The sequence below is a fragment of the Galbibacter sp. BG1 genome (assembly GCF_013391805.1).
In the GTDB taxonomy this organism is placed as follows: Bacteria; Bacteroidota; Bacteroidia; order Flavobacteriales; family Flavobacteriaceae; genus Galbibacter.
In genome coordinates this window covers 963,573-985,806 of record NZ_CP058364.1, presented here as the reverse complement: position 1 = coordinate 985,806, position 22,234 = coordinate 963,573, and the positions used below count along the sequence as shown (strand labels likewise).

Below are 22,234 nucleotides of genomic sequence, written 5' to 3'. Positions count from 1 at the left end.
TCATTTTTTAAAAATCAAGGTTAACTCCAAAAGCGAACGATCTTGGTCTTGGATAGAAATTGTTGTCTATTCCGCCACCAATTTCAGGATCTAATCCGTCGTAATCTGTAAATATCGCAACATTGGTTACCGCTCCGTAGAATCTCACGTTAGAACTTCCAAACGCTTCCCTGAAGGTGTATCCAAGTGTAATGTTGTCTATTTTAAAGAACGAAGCATCTTGTATGTAATAATCACTTTGAAGATTTGTCTCTGTAATGGTTCTAAAACCAGTATTGAAATAATCCCTGTGTAGATTAGTTAAGATATTGTTCTCCGTTGCTCTCAATAGGTAGCTCTTGCTGGAAGCCATGTTGTTGTAAGCATAGTTTCCAAGACTTGCACGGGTTACCACAGCTAAATCCCAATTTTTATAATTTAGGTTTGTGTTTAACCCCATAAGTACATCGGCATACGGACTCTTATACAAATATCTATCGGAATCATTAATTTGTCCGTCTGCATTTCTATCTACGTAAGCACCTTCTATTGGAGTACCATTTTCATTGTACACCTGCTTGTAAACCCAATAGCTAAATGGAGTGTATCCTTCTTTATGCAATTGAATGTTGTTTCCAGTACCTCCATTAATACCACCAACTTCTACTTCATCTGGCAGACTGGTAATTTCATTGTCGTTTACAGCGATATTATAGCCAATACTCCAAGTAAAATCTTCGGTTCTTACTGGAACTAAATTTAATTCAAACTCAATCCCTTTGTTTACCATGTCCCCGATATTTTTGTTAATACCATTAGAGAAATTTGTAAAAGGATCAATAGTTACAAAACTTATTAAATCTTCAGTTTTTTTGATATAACCATTTACGGAACCAAAAATTCTTCGGTTGAAGAAACTGTAATCAACACCTACGTTTAGGTTGTTACCAACTTCCCAACGTAAGTCTTCATTATATGCTTCTGGACGGAAAGTTTGGAGGAATCCATCTCCTATTTGGTAATTGGCGTTTGTTCTACTGCCCGTGTAATTGGTAAGGAAAAGATAGTCTCCCAAGCCATTTACGTTTCCTATTTCCCCATATCCAACACGAAGTTTTAACTGATCTATAACTTCGGAATTTTCCAAAAAGCTTTCGTTATTAATATTCCACGCCAAAGCGAAAGAAGGGAAATAACCCCAACGATCGTCTGGGTTTAATTTGGAAGAAGCATCGGCTCTTAAGGTGGCAGTTACTAAATATCTGTCATCAAAACCATAGTTTAATCTTCCGAAGTAAGAAAGTAAAACATTTTTAGATTTATCAATTGTTATTGGGTCGTTTCCTTCTTCCTCTGCTTCACTGTCAAAACTAAAAGTGTCGTACTCAAAACTTTGGTAAGAGTATCCTGCCACTGCATTAATCGAGTGTCTATCGATCTCTTTGGAATATGTAGCGTAGGCGTCGAACAATTTATTGGTTTGTTCATTGCTGTAATTGCTAAAAGAACCGTTCCAATCTAATTGAGAAGAAGGCATCTGTTCTGAAACTACTGTTTTCCCATCACTGGTACTTTGGTCTAAACCAACATTTACTGTAGCCGTAATATCTGGAAAGAAATGAAGTTTGTAGTCTACTTTTGCATTTCCTAAAAAACGTCTAACTATGGAAGAATCATCTTTTAAATTAATAAGTGCCACTGGGTTTGTAGGGGCGAGGTTGTTTTGCACATTATCGTCATTCAGCCAAGTATAATAACCTCCAAAGGGAGAGTTTGCATCAAAAATAGGTTTTGTAGGATCGAAATCCACTGAAGATCCAATAGCATCCCGGTTTCCAAAATCATTCTCTGTATACACACCTCTACCGTTCAATTCGAACTTTAAATGATCGTCAAAAAACGATGGGCGCAAATTTAATGCTCCAGAAGTTCTTTTAAAGTTATCGCCTTTAAGAATTCCTCCTTGGTCTGTATAACCCAAAGATGCTCTTATTGGCAAAACGCCTTTTATATTACCATTGGTGGTAAGGTTGTGCTCTATACCAAAGGCATCTCCATAGATTTCGTCCTGCCAATCGGTGTTATTGGAACCTAACCTCCCAATAGCTGCGGCATCTCCAGTCTCGTTGACAAGTGATCTAAATTCATCGGCATTCATTACATCCACATAATTTGTGGGCGTGTAGAGTGTTGTGATTCCAGAATAGTTAAATTTGAATTCGTTCCCTTTTCCTTTTTTAGTGGTAATCATAATTACTCCATTGGCAGCCCTGGAACCGTAAATAGAAGTTGCCGAAGCATCTTTAAGAACGGTCATACTTTCAATATCGTTGGGGTTTAGAAAGTTTAATGGGTTTCTAGCACCGCCGATATTACTTTCTGAAATAGGAACACCATCGATTACATATAATGGGGAAGAATTTAATGAAAGAGATCCTTGCCCGCGAATGGTAATATTTTGTCCTTCACCCGGTGCTCCACCGCCAGAGGTAACATTAACCCCGGCTACTTTACCAGTAATCAATTGGCCTGCACTTACAATCGGGCCTTTGTTAAAGTCTTTAGAAGTCACCTGATCTACCGCTCCGGTAGCATCTTTCTTTTTAACCGTACCATAACCAATTACTACTACCTCGTCCAGTTGTTGTGTGTCCTCAGTAAGGGTAACATTAATGGAAGGTCCGTTTACTGTTTTTTCTGAAGCAGTAAAACCTATATAGGAAAATTGTAAAATCGTCCCGTCTTCCGCTTCGATCGTGTAATTACCATCAAAGTCGGTTGTTGTTCCTGTAGTAGTTCCTTTTATTACAACATTTACACCCGGTATAGGGGTGTTTGTTGAAGCATCTGTAACTACCCCGCTTACCTGCTGCTGGGCAAAAATACCAAGCGGTAAAAGGAATAATAGCAAGGGTATTGTATTGAATACTTTCATCTATGTAAATTTTTATTTATTTTTTAGTGTTAGATGTAATTCGTGATTTAATGTTTTGATTGATTTTGCAAAAAATTAGAACTGCTCATTTCATAAATAATTCTAGAATTGTTTAGACTGATTTTTAACTTATATTTTACTTCTCGGTGTTAAAACTATGTAAATTTTGAGTAAAGAAAACGTTGGAGTTCCCTGAGAAGGTTGCGAAAACGTTTTAGTGTTGAGAACTTTTTATTTTTTAACAGAATAACGGATTTGAAGGCTCTAATTTTAGCATTCGCAAATTAAAAGGTAGATTATTATGAATTCCTTAAATTCGTAAGAAACAGAAATGCCGGTCTCTTCTAGAAAATGTAGGTCGAAATCGCTATTTTTGTAATCCCTTCTAAGAAGCGTTTTTACCACTACAGATATGAAGAAAAAAATTACCATAAAAGAAATTGCCAGAGAACTGGATGTGTCCATTTCAACTGTATCCAAGGCGATGAGCAATAGCTCTGAAATAAGCAAAGATACTATTGAAAAAGTGCAGGCTTTTGCAAGGCTTTATAATTACAAGCCCAATAACATAGCACTAAGTCTTAAAAATAGGAAAACAAAGAATGTAGCGGTTATCATCCCAGAAATTGTGCACCATTTCTTCACCTTGATTATTAGCGGGATTGAGCATAAGGCCAACGAACTTGGTTACAATGTTATTGTTTGCTTGTCCAATGAATCTTTTGATAAAGAGGTTATTAATATGGAGACCATGGCCAATGGGAGTATCGACGGATTTTTACTGTCGCTCTCCAAAGAAACGTTGCTAAAAAGAGATTTTCATCATTTGCGGGAAGTAATCAACCAAGGAATGCCTTTAGTGATGTTCGACCGTACTTCTGATGAAATTTACTGCGATAAAGTAATTATCGATGACGCACGTGCCTCTTACAATGCAATTCAGCATTTAATTTATTCAGGTTGTCAACGAATAGCATTAATTACTACGGAAGACTATATTTCTATTGGCAAACTTAGAACGCAGGGCTATGTTAATGCCCTTTACGATGCTGGTATTGAATTAGACGAAAACCTCATTATAAAAGTGGATAAAGACGAAGAGTTGGAAGGGAAAATTAAAGATCTTTTCGATACCCAACAATTCGATGCTGTGTTTGGCGTAAACGAATTGTATGCTGTAGTGGCCATGAGGGAAGCGCACAATTGCGGATTTAAAATTCCACAGGAAATGAGCTTTATTGGGTTTAGCGACGGGATTTTGTCTAAGTATGCCTATCCAACTTTAACCACGGTTATTCAGCACGGTTTTGAAATGGGGGAAAAAGCGGCAAAAATGCTTATCGATCGTTTGGAAAATGGCGATGACGAATCCAGTTATAGGACGGAGGTGATTAAAACCTCTATTTTAGAGCGGGAATCTACGAAGCCGGTTTAAAACATAATTCGCGGAAAAGCTTCCCGGCCAAGATCGTTAATAACCAAACAAAAATTGTATCTTTAAATTATCTAATTGTTAATAATGGATTTAGAAATCAGAAAATATAAGTTCATACAAAAGCTAGACTTTATAAATGAGTCCCTGTTCGATAAGTTGGAATCCATAGTAAATGAAGAGATGGGGGAAACCGAAAGAATTAGTTTGGAGCAATATAATAAAGAAATAGACAAGGCTATTGTTGATATTGAGAAAGGAGAGTTTTATACTCAGGAAGAAGTACGAAGAATAGCAAGTAAATGGTAGAAGTTGTTTGGCGGAAATTAGCCTTGAAACAATTGAATGAGGCATATACTTTTATTAAAAAAGATTCGTTGCCTGCTGCTGAAAAAGTACGTGACGAGATTTTTGACAAAGCGGAAGCCTTGAAATTAAATCCAGAAATCTATCCGATTGATAAATATCGTAAAGATAACGATGGATCAGTTAGGGCATTTGAGGTTTATCATTACCGAATTGCCTATCAAATCACGAAATCTCAAATTAGAATATTAATAGTTCGACATTCAAAAAGGGAGCCGTTCAAATATTAGAAGACGATGAAAAGACCTCTTGTCAGTTTGCAACTTAAAGTTCTTATTTTCACAAAATGTGAGCACTACTAAAATACGTAAATTTAATACTCTTAACTAAAGTCTCAATTTATCAATATTCAAAATTTAGAATCTTGGTGCAGGATTCAGTATGATCTTATTTCTACTTGAAATAGATTATAGAGACTAATTATAAAAAAAATTGATTTTTGTAATGCATGATCTTCTCTGGAATCAGATAAATACAACTTTTAACGTTAAGATAATTAGTTTGTTAACAAAAAAATAGTATTTTAGCCCCCATCAAAACTTATATTTCTACTTCTCAATATAATTTAAGTTTTGATAAGTCTTAGCGCTTATCGTATTACAAACGAATACATTACGATAATGAAAAAGCGTATATTAGGTTTCTGGGAAATTTGGAACATGAGTTTCGGTTTTCTGGGAATTCAATTTGGTTTTGCTCTCCAAGGAGGTTTTATGTCCAGAATATTTCAGACACTAGGTGCTGAAAAAGACGCGATTCCCTTACTTTGGATTGCAGCACCTCTTACCGGACTCATAATTCAACCCATAATAGGTTATTTAAGCGACAAAACTTGGCATCCCAAGTTGGGGCGTCGGCGTCCTTATTTTTTAATCGGGGCGATTTTAAGTTCTTTAGCTCTATTAATGGTACCGCACTCTCCAGCGCTGTGGGTAGCTGCAGGATTACTATGGGTTTTAGACGCTTCTATAAATGTAAGTATGGAGCCGTTTAGGGCTTTAGTGGCCGATAAACTTCATGAATCCCAGCGGTCTTATGGTTTTGTGGTTCAAACGCTTATTATAGGTATCGGTACCTGGGTTGCCAGTAATTTACCATGGATGGTAAATCAGCTAGGGGTTAGTAACGAGGCAGCCGCCGGTGTGGTCCCTATGTCTGTTAAAGTGGCTTTCGCCATCGGGGCTTTTGTTTTTATTACTAGTATTTTATATACCATTTTCACCACCGATGAGTATCCGCCTGAAGATATGGAAGCTTTCAAAAAAATGAAAGAAGATACCAAAGGGCATTTTGTAAAGGATATTATAGAAAATATTGGTAAGATGCCCCCTACAATGGTAAAGCTAGGGGTGATTCAGTTTTTTAGTTGGTTTGCCTTTTTTACCATGTGGAGTTTGGCTACCCCGGCGCTTACAGAGCACGTTTTTAATGCGCCCGCTCCAGTGGAAACCACGTTCGACCTTCAAGTGGTAGAACAGCAAACAGCTTTTAATACCGCTAATAAAAAATATCAAGACGCTTCCGATAAAGTAGGCTCGGCAATGGGAGTATACGGACTTTCGTCCATGGTTTTTGCTTTGGCACTTACTTTTTATGCATCCCGTAGACGGGTTAATAGAAAGTACACCCATATGGTTTCCTTAATTATAGGTGGCATAGGTTTTATTTCCATGTATTTTGTTCCAGATCCATCTTATCTCTTTATAAGCTTTATTTTGGTAGGGATCGCATGGGGGTCCATTCTTTCCATGCCATACGCTATGCTATCGAGTTCTATAGACGCCAAAAAAATGGGCGTTTATATGGGGCTCTTTAATATGTTTATTGTAATTCCTCAAATTATAGCTGCGGTTGGAGGTATAAACTTTGCCTATAAACTTATTGGGGAAGAAACCATCAATTCCATGATAGTGGCGGGAATCTGTTTAGTTCTAGCTGGATTGGCAAACTTATTAATCGTAAATAAACAAGCAATTGCATATACCATAGATTAAGTTTTTCTATAGGTATTTCACTATAAAAAATTAAAATGAATACGGAAAAAGGATTTATATTCGATTTAGATGGCGTTATAGTAGATACCGCACGATTCCATTATTTAGCATGGAAAAAGGCGGCGGCAGAATTCAATTTCGAATTAACACATGAACAGAATGAGCAATTAAAAGGGGTGAGCAGAGTAGACTCCCTAAAAAAAATATTGAATTGGGCCAATGCCAATGTTTCTAAAGAAAAGTTTGATGAATTGGCGGCCAACAAGAACGCAGATTATCTCACTTACGTTGAGAAAATGACAGAAGCAGATATTTTGCCTGGCGTAAAAGAGATTTTGGCTGAAATAAAAGCGGCCAATTACCCAATTGCATTGGGATCGGCCAGTAAAAATGCACCTACTATTTTAGAGAAAGTGGGCATAATGGATATGTTTGATGCTATTGTGGATGGTAACAGCGTATCGAAAGCAAAACCAGATCCAGAGGTTTTCTTAATTGCTGCTAAGCAATTAAATGTGGCTCCAGAAAATTGCATCGTTTTTGAAGATGCCGAAGCCGGTATTGCTGCAGCCAACAGTGCCCAGATGATTTCTATTGGATTAGGAAACGAGCAAAATTTAAAGGAAGCTGATTATAATTTTTCGAGCTTCACTGAAATAACATTCAATTTTTTAAAACAACTTCAACCCAAATAAAATGAATCAAGATTATATTGTACCAAACGAATGGTCTTTAATAGAAGAAGGATTTCAGGCAGAGAAAGTAAAGTCATCCGAAAGTTTATTTAGTATCGGTAACGGTGCTATGGGGCAACGCGCTAATTTTGAAGAACACTATTCCGGACCTACATTTCAAGGAAGTTATATCGCTGGGGTCTATTATCCCGATAAAACCAAAGTGGGTTGGTGGAAAAACGGTTACCCAGAATATTTTGCCAAAGTGCTTAACGCACCCAATTGGATAGGGATTAATATTAAGGTAAACGGTGAAATGTTAGATTTGCACACTTGCAAGTCGGTTGAAGGTTTCCGTAGGGAATTGAACATGAAAGAAGGTTGGCACAAACGTTCTTTTAAAGCTGTGTTGCCTAATAATGTTGAAGTAGAAGTTACAGCTACCCGATTTTTGAGCTTGAAAATGGATGAAGTGGGTGCCATTAGGTATGAAGTAAAACCAATCAATCAAAACGCTGAAATTACATTTTTACCTTATGTAGATGGCGGAATTACCAACGAAGATACCAATTGGGACGATGCTTTCTGGGATGTTTATAAAACTGATACTGAAAATAATTTTGGTTATGTAGTTTCTAAAACCAATAAAACAGAATACCATGTCTGTACCGGAATGGTCAATACTTTGTATGTAAATGACAAGAAGGTTGAAGTTTCTTCAGAAGAAAAAGTTGAAGAATTAAAAGCTACACTTACTTATACAGTGACTGTAGAAAAAGGACAAACAGCTGCTATTGAAAAAATGGCAGGTTATGTTACCTCTTTAAATCACGAGCAAGAAAACTTGATTGAGGCTTCAAAAGAAGTTTTAACAAAAGCAGCTGATTTAGGGTTTGAAGCGCTGTTAACTACCCAAAAAGAGGCTTGGGCTGCTATTTGGGAAATGGCAGACATCACCATAGAAGGCGATGTAAAGGCACAACAGGGAATCCGTTTTAATATTTTTCATCTTAATCAAACTTATTTAGGGAAAGATGCCCGATTGAATATCGGTCCGAAAGGATTTACAGGAGAAAAATATGGCGGCAGCACCTATTGGGATACCGAGGCGTACTGTATTCCATTTTACATGGCTACAAAAGACGACCAAGTGGCGAGAAACCTCTTGAAATATCGCTACAACCATCTTGGTAAAGCTATTGAAAATGCGGAAAAACTCGGTTTTAAAAATGGAGCGGCACTGTACCCAATGGTAACCATGAACGGCGAGGAAAGTCATAATGAATGGGAAATCACTTTTGAAGAAATTCACCGTAACGGCGCCATGATTTATGCAATCTATAACTACGTACGCTATTCGGGCGACTACAGCTACATTCCAGAAATGGGACTTGAAGTTATGATAGCCATTGCACGTTTTTGGCACCAAAGGGCTAATTTTTCGACGGCTAAGAACAAATATGTAATCCTTGGCGTTACCGGCCCAAATGAATACGAAAATAACGTAAACAACAACTGGTACACCAACTACATTGCACAATGGTGCATCAAATATGCGGTGGAAAACATTGAAAAAGTAAAAACTGAGTATGCTTCTGATTTCAGTCGCATTATGAAAAAAGCAAACCTGTCTTCCGAAGAAATTGAAAAATGGATGGAGGTTGCCGAAAATATGTATTTCCCTTATTCTGAAGAGCACAATGTTTTCCTTCAGCAAGATGGATTCTTGGATAAGGAATTAATTACGGTTGAGAATTTACCAAAAGAGCAGCGTCCGATTAACCAAAAATGGTCTTGGGATAGAATTTTGCGTTCGCCGTACATAAAACAGGCCGATACGCTACAAGGATTCTATTTCTTTGAAGATCATTTCAGCAAAGAAGAATTAGAGCGTCATTTCGATTTTTATGAGCCATTTACGGTGCATGAATCTTCGCTTTCGCCGTGCGTTCACTCCATTCAGGCGGCTGTTCTTAACCGAATGGAGCAAGCGTATACTTTCTATTTGCGCACCTCCCGACTCGATTTAGACGATTATAACAAAGAAGTTCACGAAGGACTGCACATTACCTCCATGGCCGGTACTTGGATGAGCATTGTAGAAGGCTTTGGTGGCATGCGCGTTAAAGATGGAACATTAACTTTTGAACCTAGAATCCCTAAGCAATGGAAGGGCTTTTCTTTTAAAGTGAATTTTAGGGGAAGCATTGTAAAAGTGAATGTAACCCAAGAAAATACAACTTTTTCAATTGATGGAGACCGCGATTTAAAGGTGAAGCTTAACGGAAAAGAAGTTGTGGTAAAACCAGCTTCTGTTGTTGCATAATTTCACGCAATACCTGTCAGCCTAAGCTTGCCTGTCTGCCGTTACATTTTGGGTAGATCGAAGGCTTTTTTCAAAAGGTTGTAAAATCCGAAAAGCATGAAAATTTAAAAAATATATAGATTACAGAAATGAAAAAAATACTATTTACCATCTTTATGGTAGTTTCATCGCTATCGTATGCACAGCAGTTAAAATCGCCCAACGGAGACTTTTCCATGGAATTTTCTTTGCTGAAGGATGGAACGCCTACCTATAAATTAGAATACAAGAAAAAAACACTCATCAAGGAAAGCAAACTTGGTTTTGAGTTGAAAGATGACGAGAAATCTCTACTGAAGGATTTCACTGTTGAGGACACTGAAGCTACCTCTTTTGATGAAACTTGGAAACCAGTATGGGGTGAGGTTGCTGAAATTCGAAATCATTACAATGAATTGGCAGTTCATTTAAAACAAAATGAAACGGACAGAAAAATGATTGTTCGTTTTCGTTTGTTTGACGACGGACTCGGATTTCGATATGAGTTCCCTCAGCAGGAAAACCTTATTTATTTCGTGGTAAAAGAAGAGCGTACTCAATTCGCCATGACAGGCGATCATACCGCGTTTTGGATTCCAGGGGATTATAATACACAGGAATACGATTATGTAGAATCTAAATTGTCTGAGATTCGCGGAAAAATGGACAAAGCTATTACGCCAAACGCTTCTCAACATCCCATGGGAGGTACAGGCGTACAAACTGCCTTGATGATGAAATCTACGGACGGAATTTACATCAATTTACACGAAGCAGCACTCATTGACTATCCTGCAATGCACCTCAATCTAGATGATAAAAATTTAATTTTTGAATCTTGGTTAACACCAGATGCAAGAGGCGACAAAGGTTATTTGCAAGCGCCTTTTAACACTCCATGGAGAACCATTATTGCAAGCGATGATGCGCGGGATATATTGGCTTCAAAAATGACATTGAACCTTAACGAACCGAATAAAATTGAAGATACTTCGTGGATAAAACCCGTTAAATATATTGGTGTTTGGTGGGAAATGATTACAGGAAAAAGCACTTGGTTCTATACCAACGATTTCCCTTCTGTAAAACTTGGGGAAACCGATTTTGAAAATGCCACGCCCAATGGCACTCATGCTGCAAATACTAAACATGTAAAAGAATATATTGACTTTGCTGCTAAGCACGGTTTTGACGCTGTTTTGGTTGAAGGATGGAATGTAGGCTGGGAAGATTGGTTTGGAAAATCGAAAGACTATGTTTTCGATTTTGTAACTCCCTATCCTGATTTTGATGTGGAAGAAATCCATAACTACGCCAAATCAAAAGGAATTAAAATGATGATGCACCATGAAACTTCTGGTTCGGTGCGTAATTATGAGCGCCATTTAGAAGACGCATATCAGTTTATGAACGACCATGGATACACATCTGTAAAAAGTGGTTATGTAGGCGATATTATCCCACGTGGCGAATTTCATTATGGTCAATGGATGGTTAACCATTATCAATATGCTTTGGAAAAAGCAGCAGAACATAAAATTATGGTAAATGCCCATGAGGCCGTGCGTCCAACAGGAATTAGAAGAACTTACCCCAACTTAATTGGAAATGAATCTGCGCGTGGAACAGAATATCAAGCGTTTGGAGGAAACAAAGCCAACCACGTAACCGTATTGCCGTTTACAAGATTAATTGGCGGACCGATGGACTATACCCCAGGAATTTTTGAAATGGATGTTTCAAAATTAAATCCTGATAACAATTCACATGTAAATGCCACCATTGCCAATCAATTAGCGTTGTATGTCACTATGTACAGTCCGTTGCAAATGGCAGCAGATTTACCAGAACATTACAATCAATTTTTGGATGCTTTTCAGTTTATTAAAGACGTGGCAGTAGATTGGGAAGACAGTAAGTATTTAGAGGCTGAGCCAGGAGATTATGTAACAGTTGCCAGAAAAGCAAAAAACACTGGAAACTGGTTTGTAGGAAATGCCAATGGTTTGGAAAAGCGGACCTCTAAAATTTCCTTAGACTTTTTGGATGCAGGGAAAAAATATGAAGCAACAATTTATGCAGATGCAAAAGATGCTCATTATAAAACCAATCCGCAAGCCTATATCATCACTAAAAAAACGGTGACCAGTAAATCGAAGTTAAAATTAACTTCTGCGCCCGGTGGTGGCTATGCCATTAGTATTATAGAGAAGTAGTTATGCTGAATACTAACGTCTTTGCGAACGACGAAGGAGTGTGACAATCTCCTAAAATGAAGTAGTAATTTTCAGGAGATCACCACGGTCGTTCCTCCCTCGTGAAGACGTCTTCGCGAGCGACCGAAGGAAGCGCGGCGATCTCCCTAATCAAACTAGTGAGTTTTTCGGGGAGATGGCCACATCCCACTTTGGAGTGGGATTCGCCAAGACATCAACAACATAAATAAAACCAAAAACAATGAAAATGAAATACGCTTTACCTTTTTTAGTTGCCTTTCTGATTCAGCTTTCAGCTACCGCACAAATAAAAAAAATAGAGCCTCCTTTTTGGTGGAGCGGGATGAAAAAAAGCGAAATTCAATTGATGGTGTATGGAGATAATATTTCTTCATTACAGCCATCCATTGAAGAATTGAATATAAAGGAGGTAAAGAAAACGGAGAATCCGAATTACTTATTTGTTACCATTGAACTAGAAGGACATTCCGCAGGAAACTATACACTTTCTTTTTCCGAAAATGGAAGAATCAAGGAAACTTTCGATTATGAATTGAAATCGAGAAAAGAAAATTCAGCCAATAGAAAAGGCTTCGATTCTTCCGATATGATTTATTTATTGATGCCGGATCGCTTTGCAAACGGAAACCCATCCAATGACAGTGTTGATGGACTTACCGAGAAAGCAGACCGAACCAAACAAGGTGGACGACATGGGGGCGATATCCAAGGGATTATCGACCACTTAGACTATATTGAAAGTTTAGGTGCTACCGCTATTTGGAGTACGCCCATGGGCGAAGATAACGATGCGGAATATTCTTATCACACATACGGACAAAGCGATGTTTATAAAGTAGATGCACGCTACGGAACCAACGAAGATTATAAAAGACTGGCTTCGGAAATGCACAAGCGAGACATGAAATTGATTATGGATTATGTGGTAAATCATTGGGGCGCCGAACATTGGATGGTAAAGGATTTACCAACATACGAATGGATTCATCAATTTCCGGGATATGCCCAGACCAACTACCGAATGAGCACTCAAATGGATCCGAATGCTTCTACAATAGATTATAAAATGTGTATGGATGGGTGGTTTGTAAAATCGATGCCCGATTTAAATCAATCCAATCCGTTAGTGCTGAATTACCTTATACAAAATGCCATTTGGTGGATTGAATATGCCGATTTGGATGGTTTCAGAGTTGATACTTATTCTTACAATGATAAAGAAGGAATTGCCGAGTGGACAAAAACGATAATGGACGAATATCCTAATTTTAATATTGTAGGTGAAATTTGGATGCACGACCAAGCACAAATCGCTTATTGGCAGAAGGACAGTAAAATTGGTGCTATCCAAAATTATAATTCGCATTTACCAAGTGTTATGGACTTTACCTTGCACGATGCGGTAACAGCGGTTTTCAATGAAAAAAATCCTTCTTGGGATAAGGGGACTATTCAATTATATGAAAACTTCGTGAATGATTTTCTGTACCCAAACATTGATAATATTCTGGTTTTTGCCGAAAATCACGACACCGGGCGAATAAATGAGATTTACAAAAACATAGAGGACTACAAGCTGGTAATGACATTGATGGCAACTGTACGGGGAATTCCTCAGGTGTATTACGGCTCAGAAATTGGAATGGCAGGCGACAAAGGAAAAGGAGATGGCGACATTAGGCGAGACTTCCCGGGTGGCTGGGAAGGTGATGAAATAAACGCTTTCAACGCATCAGAAAGAACGGAAAGTCAGAATGAGTACTTCGATTTTACCTCCAAACTATTCAATTGGAGAAAAAACAAAACCGTAATCCATTCAGGGAAAACCACGCAATATATTCCGCAGGAAGAAGTGTATGTTTATTTCAGGCATAATGAAAAGGAATCGGTAATGGTGGTTATCAACAATAGCGAAGATGAGCGTTCATTGGATTTAAGCCGTTTTCAAGAAAATATTAAGAATGCCAAAAAAGGAGTTGATATTATTTCAGAAAAAGAACTATCGCTTAACGAAACACTTAAAGTCGCTGGCAAAACGAGTTATATAATTGAAGTTTTATAAAATGATAAACCCAAAACAAATACTATTCTCCGCAATCTTATTATCTTTAGTTATCGCTTGTTCCAACACCAAAGAGATGAAGAAAGAAATTAAAAAAGAGCAGAATTCCAAAATAGTAATTTACCAAGTGTTTACACGTTTATTTGGTAATACAAATACAACCAACAAGCCTTGGGGCACTATTGAGGAGAATGGTGTTGGTAAATTTTCCGATTTTACGGATAAAGCTCTTTCTGAAATAAAAGATTTGGGCATAACCCATATTTGGTATACAGGAGTTCCGCATCACGCCCTAGTAAATGATTACACCGCTTACGGAATTTCCAATGACGACCCAGAAGTGGTTAAAGGCCGTGCTGGATCGCCGTATGCTGTTAAGGATTATTATAATGTGAATCCTGATTTGGCGGACAATCCTGCGAATCGTTTAGATGAATTTAAAGCACTCGTGGAGCGTACCCACGGAAAAAACCTTAAAGTTATTATCGACATTGTTCCCAATCATGTGGCCCGTAATTATGAAGGAATTACCAACCCTGAAGGGGTAGAAAGTTTTGGAGCTTCCGATGACGTAACCGTTACTTACAGAAAAGACAACAACTTTTATTACAATCCAAACGAAGCCTTCACCTTACCGGAATGGCGCGATGACTATAAACCGTTGGGTGGCGAAGAGCATGCTTTGATTGATGGAAAGTTTGATGAAAATCCAGCAAAATGGACGGGCAATGGAGCAAGAGCTTCACAACCCGACCAAAATGATTGGTACGAAACCGTTAAGGTGAATTACGGAGTATCGCCAGATGGACATAAAGATTTTGATACGCTTCCTGAAAATTTTGAAAATGAATCCTATAAAAAACATTTTGAGTTCTGGCAAGGAAAAGAAGTGCCCGATTCTTGGGTGAAGTTTAAGGATATTGCCTTATATTGGATCGATTTTGGCGTGGATGGTTTCCGTTACGACATGGCAGAAATGGTGCCTGTGGAGTTTTGGAGCTATATGAATTCGCACATTAAAATGAAAAATCCAGATGCATTTTTAATGGCCGAAGTGTATAACCCAGATTTGTACCGAGCCTACTTACACAAAGGAAAAATGGATTATCTGTATGACAAAGTAGATATGTACGATTCCATAAAGCACATAATGAAAGGCTACGGCTGGACCGACCATATTCCTGTTGTTCGCAATAAATATGAAGACATCGAGTCGCACATGCTTTATTTCCTTGAAAACCATGACGAGCACCGTATTGCGAGTCCGGAATTTGTGGGAAATGCGGCTACCGCAAAACCTGCCATGACCGTTTTGGCAACCATAGGAACTTCCCCGATGATGATTTATTTCGGTCAAGAAGTTGGTGAACCTGGCGCGGAAGATGCTGGTTTTGGAGACCCGAGTAGAACCTCCATTTTCGATTATATTGGCGTACCTCATCACCAAAGATGGATGAACGATGGTAAGTTCGATGGCGGCCAACTTTCCGAAGAAGAGAAAGAGCTACGTGATTTTTACAAACGTCTATTAAACGTAGCCACCCATAGCGAAGCTATTATGGGTGAGAGCAAGGAAATACACTATTTCAATAAAGAAAATACTGAAAACTACAACCATAGGGTGTTCTCGTTTGTTCGATTTACGGAAAATGAAAAATTGATCGTAGTTTCCAATTTTGACACCGATGTTTCCCATGAGTTTGAACTTCAGATTCCTTCAGAAATAATTACCAAATGGAGTTTAGAGAATGAAAAATATCCTTTGAAGGATCTGCTCTACGGAAGTGAAAGCGAGCTTACTTTAAGAAACGGTAAAGGATTTGTGAAAATCACACTTGCTCCATTGCAATCGTTTATTTTTGAGCTTCAATAAAATGAAGCAAAACACCTTATCATAGAATAGGGGGCAAAAGCTCCGAAAACAGGAGCAGAGGCACGAGGCGACGCGGAGTTTTGACCTCGGTTTTTCGACTTAATTGTCGAAAAAATTCCTTTGATAAGGCGCCCTTTTTTGTTTCGTTTTTTTGGGCGAGCAAAAAAATGAAAGTAAATGAGAAAAAGAAGCTTTATCTATATCGCTATTGTATTATTTAGCTACCAAAGCTATAGCCAAATGAAAAAAACATTAACCATCGGTCATCGCGGTGCCAAAGGGCATGTAATGGAAAACAGTTTGCCATCCATACAAAAAGCGATGGATTTAGGTGTTGATGCCATCGAAATTGATGTTTTTACCATTGCAGATGGTACTGTGGTTGTTTTTCACGACGAAACTTTGGAAAGACTTACCAACGGAAATGGTCCCATTGAAAATTACACCAAGAAAGAACTGGATGAAATTAAGTTAAATGGCGGTTTTTCTATTCCAACCTTGCAACAAGTTTTAGATCTTATAGATAAAAAAGTTCGACTAAATATTGAGCTAAAGGGTAAAAACACGGCCAATCCCGTTCATGAAATCATACAAGAATACATTGTCGAAAAAGGCTGGAAAAAAGATGATTTTATTATTTCTAGCTTTAATTGGGAAGAATTACGAATTACTCGGGAATTGGATATAGATATGCCCATTGGTGTGCTTACCAGTAACGATTTGGTAAATGCGATTCCAGAAGCCGATTTTTTAAATGCAGAAGCTATTCATTCCAATTATAAAATCCTTACCAAGGAAAACGTAGCTGAAATGCAAAGTCGCGGTTTTAAGGTTTACACTTGGACGGTTAATGAACCAGAAGCCATTACCAAAATAAAATCTTTTGGAGTAGAAGGAATTATCACTGATTTTCCAGAAAGGGTGAAATAATAATCTTCTTAAGGAAAAAGCTTATAAATATCGTTTCTTTTAACCACTCTTGCCAATTCGACAACGTCATTTTTTAAAAAAAGACCGATTCTATAATCTCCTACTCTAAGTCTATACGCATACTGATGGCCTTTTAATTTTTTAATACTTTTAAGATCTGTAAGTCTATCACTTTGCTTTATTTCAACAATACAATCAGTTATTCGGGATTTTAGCTTTTTGTCTTTGATGTTTTTAATATCCTTGAGAAAACTGGATTTGTATTTTACTGTCATTCTTTGAGTGCCTTCATAATTTCTTCTTCACTCACATAGCTATCGTTTTCAGCTTGATTCATAAGAAGAAGCAACCCAAGGTCTTCCTTTTCTTCGTCTGATAACGCTTCTGCACGCAGATTTTGTTTATGCTCCACAAAAAATGCTACGGCTTTTTCCATAAGTGCTTTTACACTCATGTTTTCGTGTACTGCCAACAGCTTCAATTTATACAAAAGATCCTCTTCAATGTCTATTAATTTTTTCATTTCAAATAAATTTCAACAAATATATAAATTATATATGGGATATGTTTTATATTATAGCCATTTTAAACTTAAAATATTGTATTTTTAAATTCCTCCACACCTCTCGTTTCTAAAAGATTTACCATGAGGAGGCTATTACTTTGTTTTTTTCTGAATATATGTGGTCTCGTTTCGATGGAGGCCCAAGATCGTTTGTTATCGGTGCAGGCGAAAGATTCGGTCGGTGAGTTGCCTCGCTACAAAGCTAGTCTGGGGGTAAACATGAAACTCAACGGTTATTTTGATGTTTTTGGAGGATTGCAGGACAGCGAAACTTTTGCCGTTGGGAGTATTAATGTTTTTGGTACAGACGACTCCAAAAGCTTAAATGTAGACCTTTACCAAACGCAAATCCGCATGGAAACCAGTCTTATTTTAGATAGTGGCAAAAAAGTAGACGCAGTGGTAGAATCCGATTTTTGGGGAGGTGATGGCCGCGTACGTTTACGCCGGGCCTTTGTGGAAACAGAACACTGGCAAATCGGACAGAATTGGAACAACTTCGGAGACGAAATTTTATGGCCAGACATCATGGAATGGGAAGGGCCACCGTCTGGAATCTGGTTGCGAACACTGCATATAAAATATAAAAATACCTTGCGTAACCCCAATTTTATTTATGAGATTAGTCTGGAAGCACCGATAAACGACTATACGAGATATAAAGATTTAGAACCTTATGTGGAGGAAGCCAATCAATATGTGCCAGATTTAACTGCGGCCATGAAATTTGAAAAGCCTTGGGGACATCTCCGTCTGTCTTCTGTTTATAGATATATTCGATATAAGCTCAACCAAGAGGAAGATGGCTTTTTTGGTTATGGTTTTAGTTTTTCTGGGATTTATCGCCGTATAAATTCCAGAAATAATCTGCAGTTTCAATTCGTTGGTGGTAAAGGTATTACCGCTTACATGACCACTATTTCTGGTCATGGTTACGATGGCTTTCCTACCAAGAACAATAGTTTTAGTGCTACCCCTGCCCTCGGTGGATGGGCTTCCTACGAATATTTCTTTCACCCTAAAATTCACACCAACCTCGTTTTTGGTTACACCTATTTCTATACAGATAATGCTACGCGGCATATTTTTTTTCCGGAGGATGAGGAACCCAGCATTTATCTTAATGGGAATATGGACCATAGGCATTTCTACGGAATTTTTAATGTAATGTACGATCCTTACGATCGAATGACGATTGGTTTGGAACTTGATTATGGGGTTAAAAAACTCTCTGGCGAAGGCTTTGTAAACGACCAGTTTATTGCAGAGTCTAAAAGCCGGGATGCCATGCGTATAAGTTTTGGATTTATGTTTTACTTTTAGTAAAACTCAATGTTGATAAGTAGGTACTGCCAAATCAACATTGTAAGTTGAGCCTGACTGCTCACCACGGTTAGGCAAGCTAATCCACTTTTTTTAGCAGGATTTCAGACTCGATTTACCAGCTTATTTAATCTTAATGCTATAATTATTGCATTTCAACCTCCAGAAAGGATTTAACAACTTGCAGTGCGGCTTGCATACCTCATAGAAGTCTAAGTACGATTCCAAAATGTTTTTGTATATATACAAGTATGTCTTGCACGACTTTGAGATGTTTTTGCACCACTCAGAGAAGGCTTTGCATGAATCTGAACTGTCTTTGCACGACTTCGAGATGTTTTTGCACTACTCAGAGAAGGCTTTGTATGAATCTGAAATGTCTTTGCACGACTTTGAGAAGGTTTTGCAGGACTCGAAGATGATTTTGTACAACCCGGAGAAGGCTTTGCAGTCATTAAAAAATAGATTAATTATAGTACGGGCAAAAAAACTAACTTTGCCCTATGGTTTTAGATGTAGTTATAGTGGGTGGTGGAGCGGCTGGATTTTTTGCGGCTATTCAAATAGCACAGCAAAATCCAAATTTGCAGATAGTCATTTTAGAAAGGGGCAAGGAAGTGCTCAATAAAGTAAAAATTTCTGGTGGTGGGCGCTGCAATGTTACTCATGCCGAATTTATCCCAAACGAACTTGTAAAAGCATATCCACGGGGGCGAAAAGAGCTTCGAGGGCCCTTTCATAGCTTTTGCAGTGGAGACACAGTAGCTTTTTTTGAAGAGCGTGGCGTGAAACTGAAAATTGAAGAGGACGGACGCATGTTTCCAGAAACCGATTCTTCCCAAACCATTATCGATTGTTTTACTTCCGAAGTAGATAAATTAGGCATTAAAGTGAACACCAATTGCGCTGTAAAAAATATAACCCCTAAGCAAGGAGATACTGCGTCTTGGGAGTTGGATACTACTCAAGGTATCTTACAATCCAAAACAATACTTATAGCCACAGGAAGTAACCCAAAAATATGGCAACAAATGGAAACGTTGGGGCATAGCGTGATTTCGCCGGTTCCATCCTTATTTACATTTAATATAAAAGATGACCGAATAAGTGAGCTTATGGGGGTTTCTTCTGCTGCACAAGTGAGTCTGTTGGATGGAAAAGGGAGAGCCATCAAGCTAGACGATGGGAAAAAAGCCATAGCCAATGGCCCCTTGCTTATTACGCATTGGGGAATGAGTGGGCCTGCCATTTTAAAACTTTCAGCTTGGGGAGCAAGGGAATTACATGCCCTTAACTATCAATTTAAAATTCAAGTAAATTGGCTTCCGCAGTTAAACGCCGATGAAGTTTTAGGCTTGTTAAAGGAAATAAAATCTTCCGAAGCTAAAAAAACGGTTTTCAACACGCGCCCGTTTGAACTTCCAAAGCGTTTGTGGTTCAAAATTCTAGGGGCTGCCGGGATTCAGGAACAGTTAAATTGGGCAGAGGTCAATAAAAAACAACTTCAAAATTTAGTGGGGGAGTTAACTTCAGCAGTTTATAATGTAAACGGGAAAACCACCTTTAAAGAAGAATTTGTGACTGCCGGAGGGGTGGATTTAAAAGAAATTGACTTTAAGACTTACGAGAGCAAAATCTGCAAAAATCTTTATTTCGCAGGGGAAGTATTAAATATTGACGCGATTACAGGCGGATTTAATTTTCAAAATGCATGGACCGGCGCTTTTATGGCTGCCAAAGCTATTGCAAAACAATTTTAAGAATCTAATTAAGTTGCCAAATACTAAAATTGAGCACGGTTGCAAAACACACCCATAATAAATAAGGGATGAGGAGGTAGGCAGCAACTTTATTTACCACTTTAAACCATTTAATGGTTAATAATATAAGAATAAGCAGGGTTATAATTATCAGCAACGCCCAGAATGGCTTTTGAAACCCGAAGAAAACAATACTCCACATGGCATTAAATATCAATTGGAATCCGAAATGATATAAAGCCGTTTGCACCCATTTATGGTAAAACCCCCTTGCCCAAACAATACCAGCGGCAATACCCATCATAACATACAAAACTGTCCAAACAGGAGCAAAAATCCAATTGGGAGGGTTAAAAGAAGGTTTGTTAATGGTGGCGTACCAAGTCCCCACCGAAGTTTGCGTGGCATATCCAGAAAGAAAGCCCACCAATAAGCATACAGCCACCGAAATTAAAATACGGGTTAGTTTTTTTGAAATCATCTGCTTTGCTTTATTCCTTAAAAATAGCAATTTATTTTACAATTAAAACAAAGCTTCCTGTACAGCACAACTTAGTAGATTAATTTATATTTGTCTAAATTTTAGTAAAAATGACGGTAGATAAGTTTATTCCAAAGCCCTATAGCAAAACATTGGAGTCGGGCAGTTTTTCATGGCAGGCACCCAGCAACATTGCCTTGGTGAAATACTGGGGAAAGAAAGAACATCAAATCCCAGCCAACCCTTCCATTAGTTTTACGTTGGATAAATGCCATACCGAAACCACTTTAAAATTTACCAAAAAGGAAAAGCAACATACAGAAGAAGATTTTAGTTTTGAAGTGTATTTGGATGGGGAGTTGAAACCCGATTTTGCACCAAAGATTGAAACTTTTTTTAAGCGGATTTATAAGTATCTCCCTTTTTTAAAAGAATATCAATTCACCATTAAAACCCACAATTCTTTTCCACACAGTAGTGGTATTGCTTCTTCTGCAAGCGGGATGAGCGCTTTGGCGCTGTGTTTAATGAGTATGGAGCGTGAATTAAATCCGGAAATGGAAGATGAATACTTCAATGAAAAATCTTCATTTTTGGCACGCTTAGGTTCTGGAAGTGCTTCGAGAAGTATAGAAGGACCTCTTGTAGCTTGGGGAACCCACGAAGAGGTGAATAAAAGTAACAATCTGTTTGGAGTAAAATATACTGGCCACGTACACGACGTTTTTAAAAACTACCAAGACACTATTTTACTGGTAGACGTTGGGGAGAAAAAAGTGAGCAGTACCGTGGGACACGGTTTGATGAACGGCCATCCTTTTGCTGAAAATAGATTTCATCAAGCACATAAAAACCTTTCCGTATTAAAAACCGTTTTCAGTGAAGGCAATCTTGAGAAGTTTATAGAAATTGTGGAAAGTGAAGCGCTTACGCTACATGCCATGATGATGACCTCCATTCCCTATTTTATATTGATGAAACCAAATACACTGGCCATTATCGATAAGATATGGGAGTATAGAAAAACCACTGGTGTACCGGTTTGTTTTACACTGGATGCAGGTGCCAATGTACATGTATTATATCCTGAAAATACCAAAGAAAAAGTGCTGGAATTTATTAAAAGCGAACTCGTTGCATATTGTAAGGATGGTAAGTATATTTGCGACCAAGTTGGCGAAGGTGCAAAAGCCTTTGAAAATTTATAACTGAAGGAAAGATATCATTATTTAGAAACACTTTGTTGGGAATGTTAAATTTCTTATATTTAAATGTTAAA

At 38.0% G+C, this 22,234-nt stretch carries 17 protein-coding genes; 13 read left to right on the top strand and 4 right to left on the bottom strand.

Annotated features, from left to right (window positions below; translation table 11 throughout):
* Window positions 1-7: 7 nt before the first annotated feature.
* Window positions 8-2,914 carry a SusC/RagA family TonB-linked outer membrane protein gene (locus HX109_RS04300; protein ID WP_178949973.1) on the bottom strand — a complete coding sequence of 969 codons (2,907 nt, stop codon included), beginning with the start codon at window positions 2,912-2,914 and terminating at the stop codon, window positions 8-10.
* Between the two features lie 412 nt (window positions 2,915-3,326).
* Between HX109_RS04300 and HX109_RS04295 the strand changes: the two genes are divergently transcribed.
* The 10 genes from HX109_RS04295 to HX109_RS04250 all read left to right on the top strand — a co-directional run bounded on the left by HX109_RS04295 (window position 3,327) and on the right by HX109_RS04250 (window position 16,826).
* The gene (locus tag HX109_RS04295; RefSeq protein WP_178949972.1) at window positions 3,327-4,349 is read left to right on the top strand and encodes a LacI family DNA-binding transcriptional regulator; all 1,023 of its coding nucleotides are present in this window, start codon (window positions 3,327-3,329) and stop codon (window positions 4,347-4,349) included.
* 84 nt (window positions 4,350-4,433) lie between these two features.
* Entirely contained in the window at window positions 4,434-4,655 is a 222-nt protein-coding gene (locus HX109_RS04290) for a hypothetical protein (protein WP_178949971.1), read from the top strand.
* Complete coding sequence (locus HX109_RS04285; RefSeq protein WP_178949970.1) at window positions 4,649-4,942, top strand: type II toxin-antitoxin system RelE/ParE family toxin; 294 nt, start codon at window positions 4,649-4,651, stop codon at window positions 4,940-4,942. Before HX109_RS04290 ends, HX109_RS04285 begins: the two co-directional genes overlap by 7 nt.
* Window positions 4,943-5,332: 390 nt before the next feature.
* On the top strand, window positions 5,333-6,706 hold the full coding sequence (locus HX109_RS04280) for an MFS transporter (RefSeq protein ID WP_178949969.1): 1,374 nt from the start codon (window positions 5,333-5,335) through the stop codon (window positions 6,704-6,706).
* Window positions 6,707-6,741: 35 nt separating this feature from the next.
* Window positions 6,742-7,401, top strand: coding sequence for a beta-phosphoglucomutase (gene pgmB, locus HX109_RS04275; RefSeq protein WP_178949968.1), 660 nt, complete (start codon window positions 6,742-6,744; stop codon window positions 7,399-7,401).
* A 1-nt stretch (window position 7,402) separates the two neighbouring features.
* On the top strand, window positions 7,403-9,706 hold the full coding sequence (locus HX109_RS04270) for a glycoside hydrolase family 65 protein (RefSeq protein ID WP_178949967.1): 2,304 nt from the start codon (window positions 7,403-7,405) through the stop codon (window positions 9,704-9,706).
* Between the two features lie 128 nt (window positions 9,707-9,834).
* Entirely contained in the window at window positions 9,835-11,940 is a 2,106-nt protein-coding gene (locus HX109_RS04265) for a glycoside hydrolase family 97 protein (protein ID WP_178949966.1), read from the top strand.
* Window positions 11,941-12,187: 247 nt separating this feature from the next.
* Complete coding sequence (locus HX109_RS04260; protein WP_410504045.1) at window positions 12,188-14,023, top strand: glycoside hydrolase family 13 protein; 1,836 nt, start codon at window positions 12,188-12,190, stop codon at window positions 14,021-14,023.
* Between the two features lie 76 nt (window positions 14,024-14,099).
* Window positions 14,100-15,896 carry an alpha-amylase family glycosyl hydrolase gene (locus HX109_RS04255; protein ID WP_255462763.1) on the top strand — a complete coding sequence of 599 codons (1,797 nt, stop codon included), beginning with the start codon at window positions 14,100-14,102 and terminating at the stop codon, window positions 15,894-15,896.
* 177 nt (window positions 15,897-16,073) lie between these two features.
* A complete protein-coding gene (locus tag HX109_RS04250; protein ID WP_178949963.1) occupies window positions 16,074-16,826 on the top strand; it encodes a glycerophosphodiester phosphodiesterase in 753 nt (250 codons plus the stop codon).
* Window positions 16,827-16,834: 8 nt separating this feature from the next.
* Here the strand turns inward: HX109_RS04250 and HX109_RS04245 are convergent, their stop codons facing one another.
* Window positions 16,835-17,101 (bottom strand): type II toxin-antitoxin system RelE family toxin, encoded by a 267-nt coding sequence (locus HX109_RS04245; protein ID WP_178949962.1) that lies wholly within the window; start codon window positions 17,099-17,101, stop codon window positions 16,835-16,837.
* The gene (locus HX109_RS04240; protein WP_178949961.1) at window positions 17,098-17,349 is read right to left on the bottom strand and encodes a hypothetical protein; all 252 of its coding nucleotides are present in this window, start codon (window positions 17,347-17,349) and stop codon (window positions 17,098-17,100) included. Before HX109_RS04240 ends, HX109_RS04245 begins: the two co-directional genes overlap by 4 nt.
* 123 nt (window positions 17,350-17,472) lie before the next feature.
* Here HX109_RS04240 and HX109_RS04235 point away from each other — a divergent pair, with 123 nt between their 5' ends.
* Window positions 17,473-18,714: a hypothetical protein gene (locus HX109_RS04235; RefSeq protein ID WP_178949960.1), complete on the top strand. Its 1,242-nt coding sequence runs from the start codon at window positions 17,473-17,475 to the stop codon at window positions 18,712-18,714.
* Between the two features lie 503 nt (window positions 18,715-19,217).
* Window positions 19,218-20,474 carry an NAD(P)/FAD-dependent oxidoreductase gene (locus HX109_RS04230; protein WP_178949959.1) on the top strand — a complete coding sequence of 419 codons (1,257 nt, stop codon included), beginning with the start codon at window positions 19,218-19,220 and terminating at the stop codon, window positions 20,472-20,474.
* Between the two features lie 4 nt (window positions 20,475-20,478).
* Here HX109_RS04230 and HX109_RS04225 read toward each other — a convergent pair whose 3' ends face one another.
* Window positions 20,479-20,955 (bottom strand): TspO/MBR family protein, encoded by a 477-nt coding sequence (locus HX109_RS04225; RefSeq protein WP_178949958.1) that lies wholly within the window; start codon window positions 20,953-20,955, stop codon window positions 20,479-20,481.
* 110 nt (window positions 20,956-21,065) lie between these two features.
* Between HX109_RS04225 and HX109_RS04220 the strand changes: the two genes are divergently transcribed.
* Window positions 21,066-22,163, top strand: a complete 1,098-nt coding sequence (locus HX109_RS04220) for a diphosphomevalonate/mevalonate 3,5-bisphosphate decarboxylase family protein (protein ID WP_178949957.1) — start codon at window positions 21,066-21,068, stop codon at window positions 22,161-22,163.
* Window positions 22,164-22,234 lie beyond the last annotated feature (71 nt).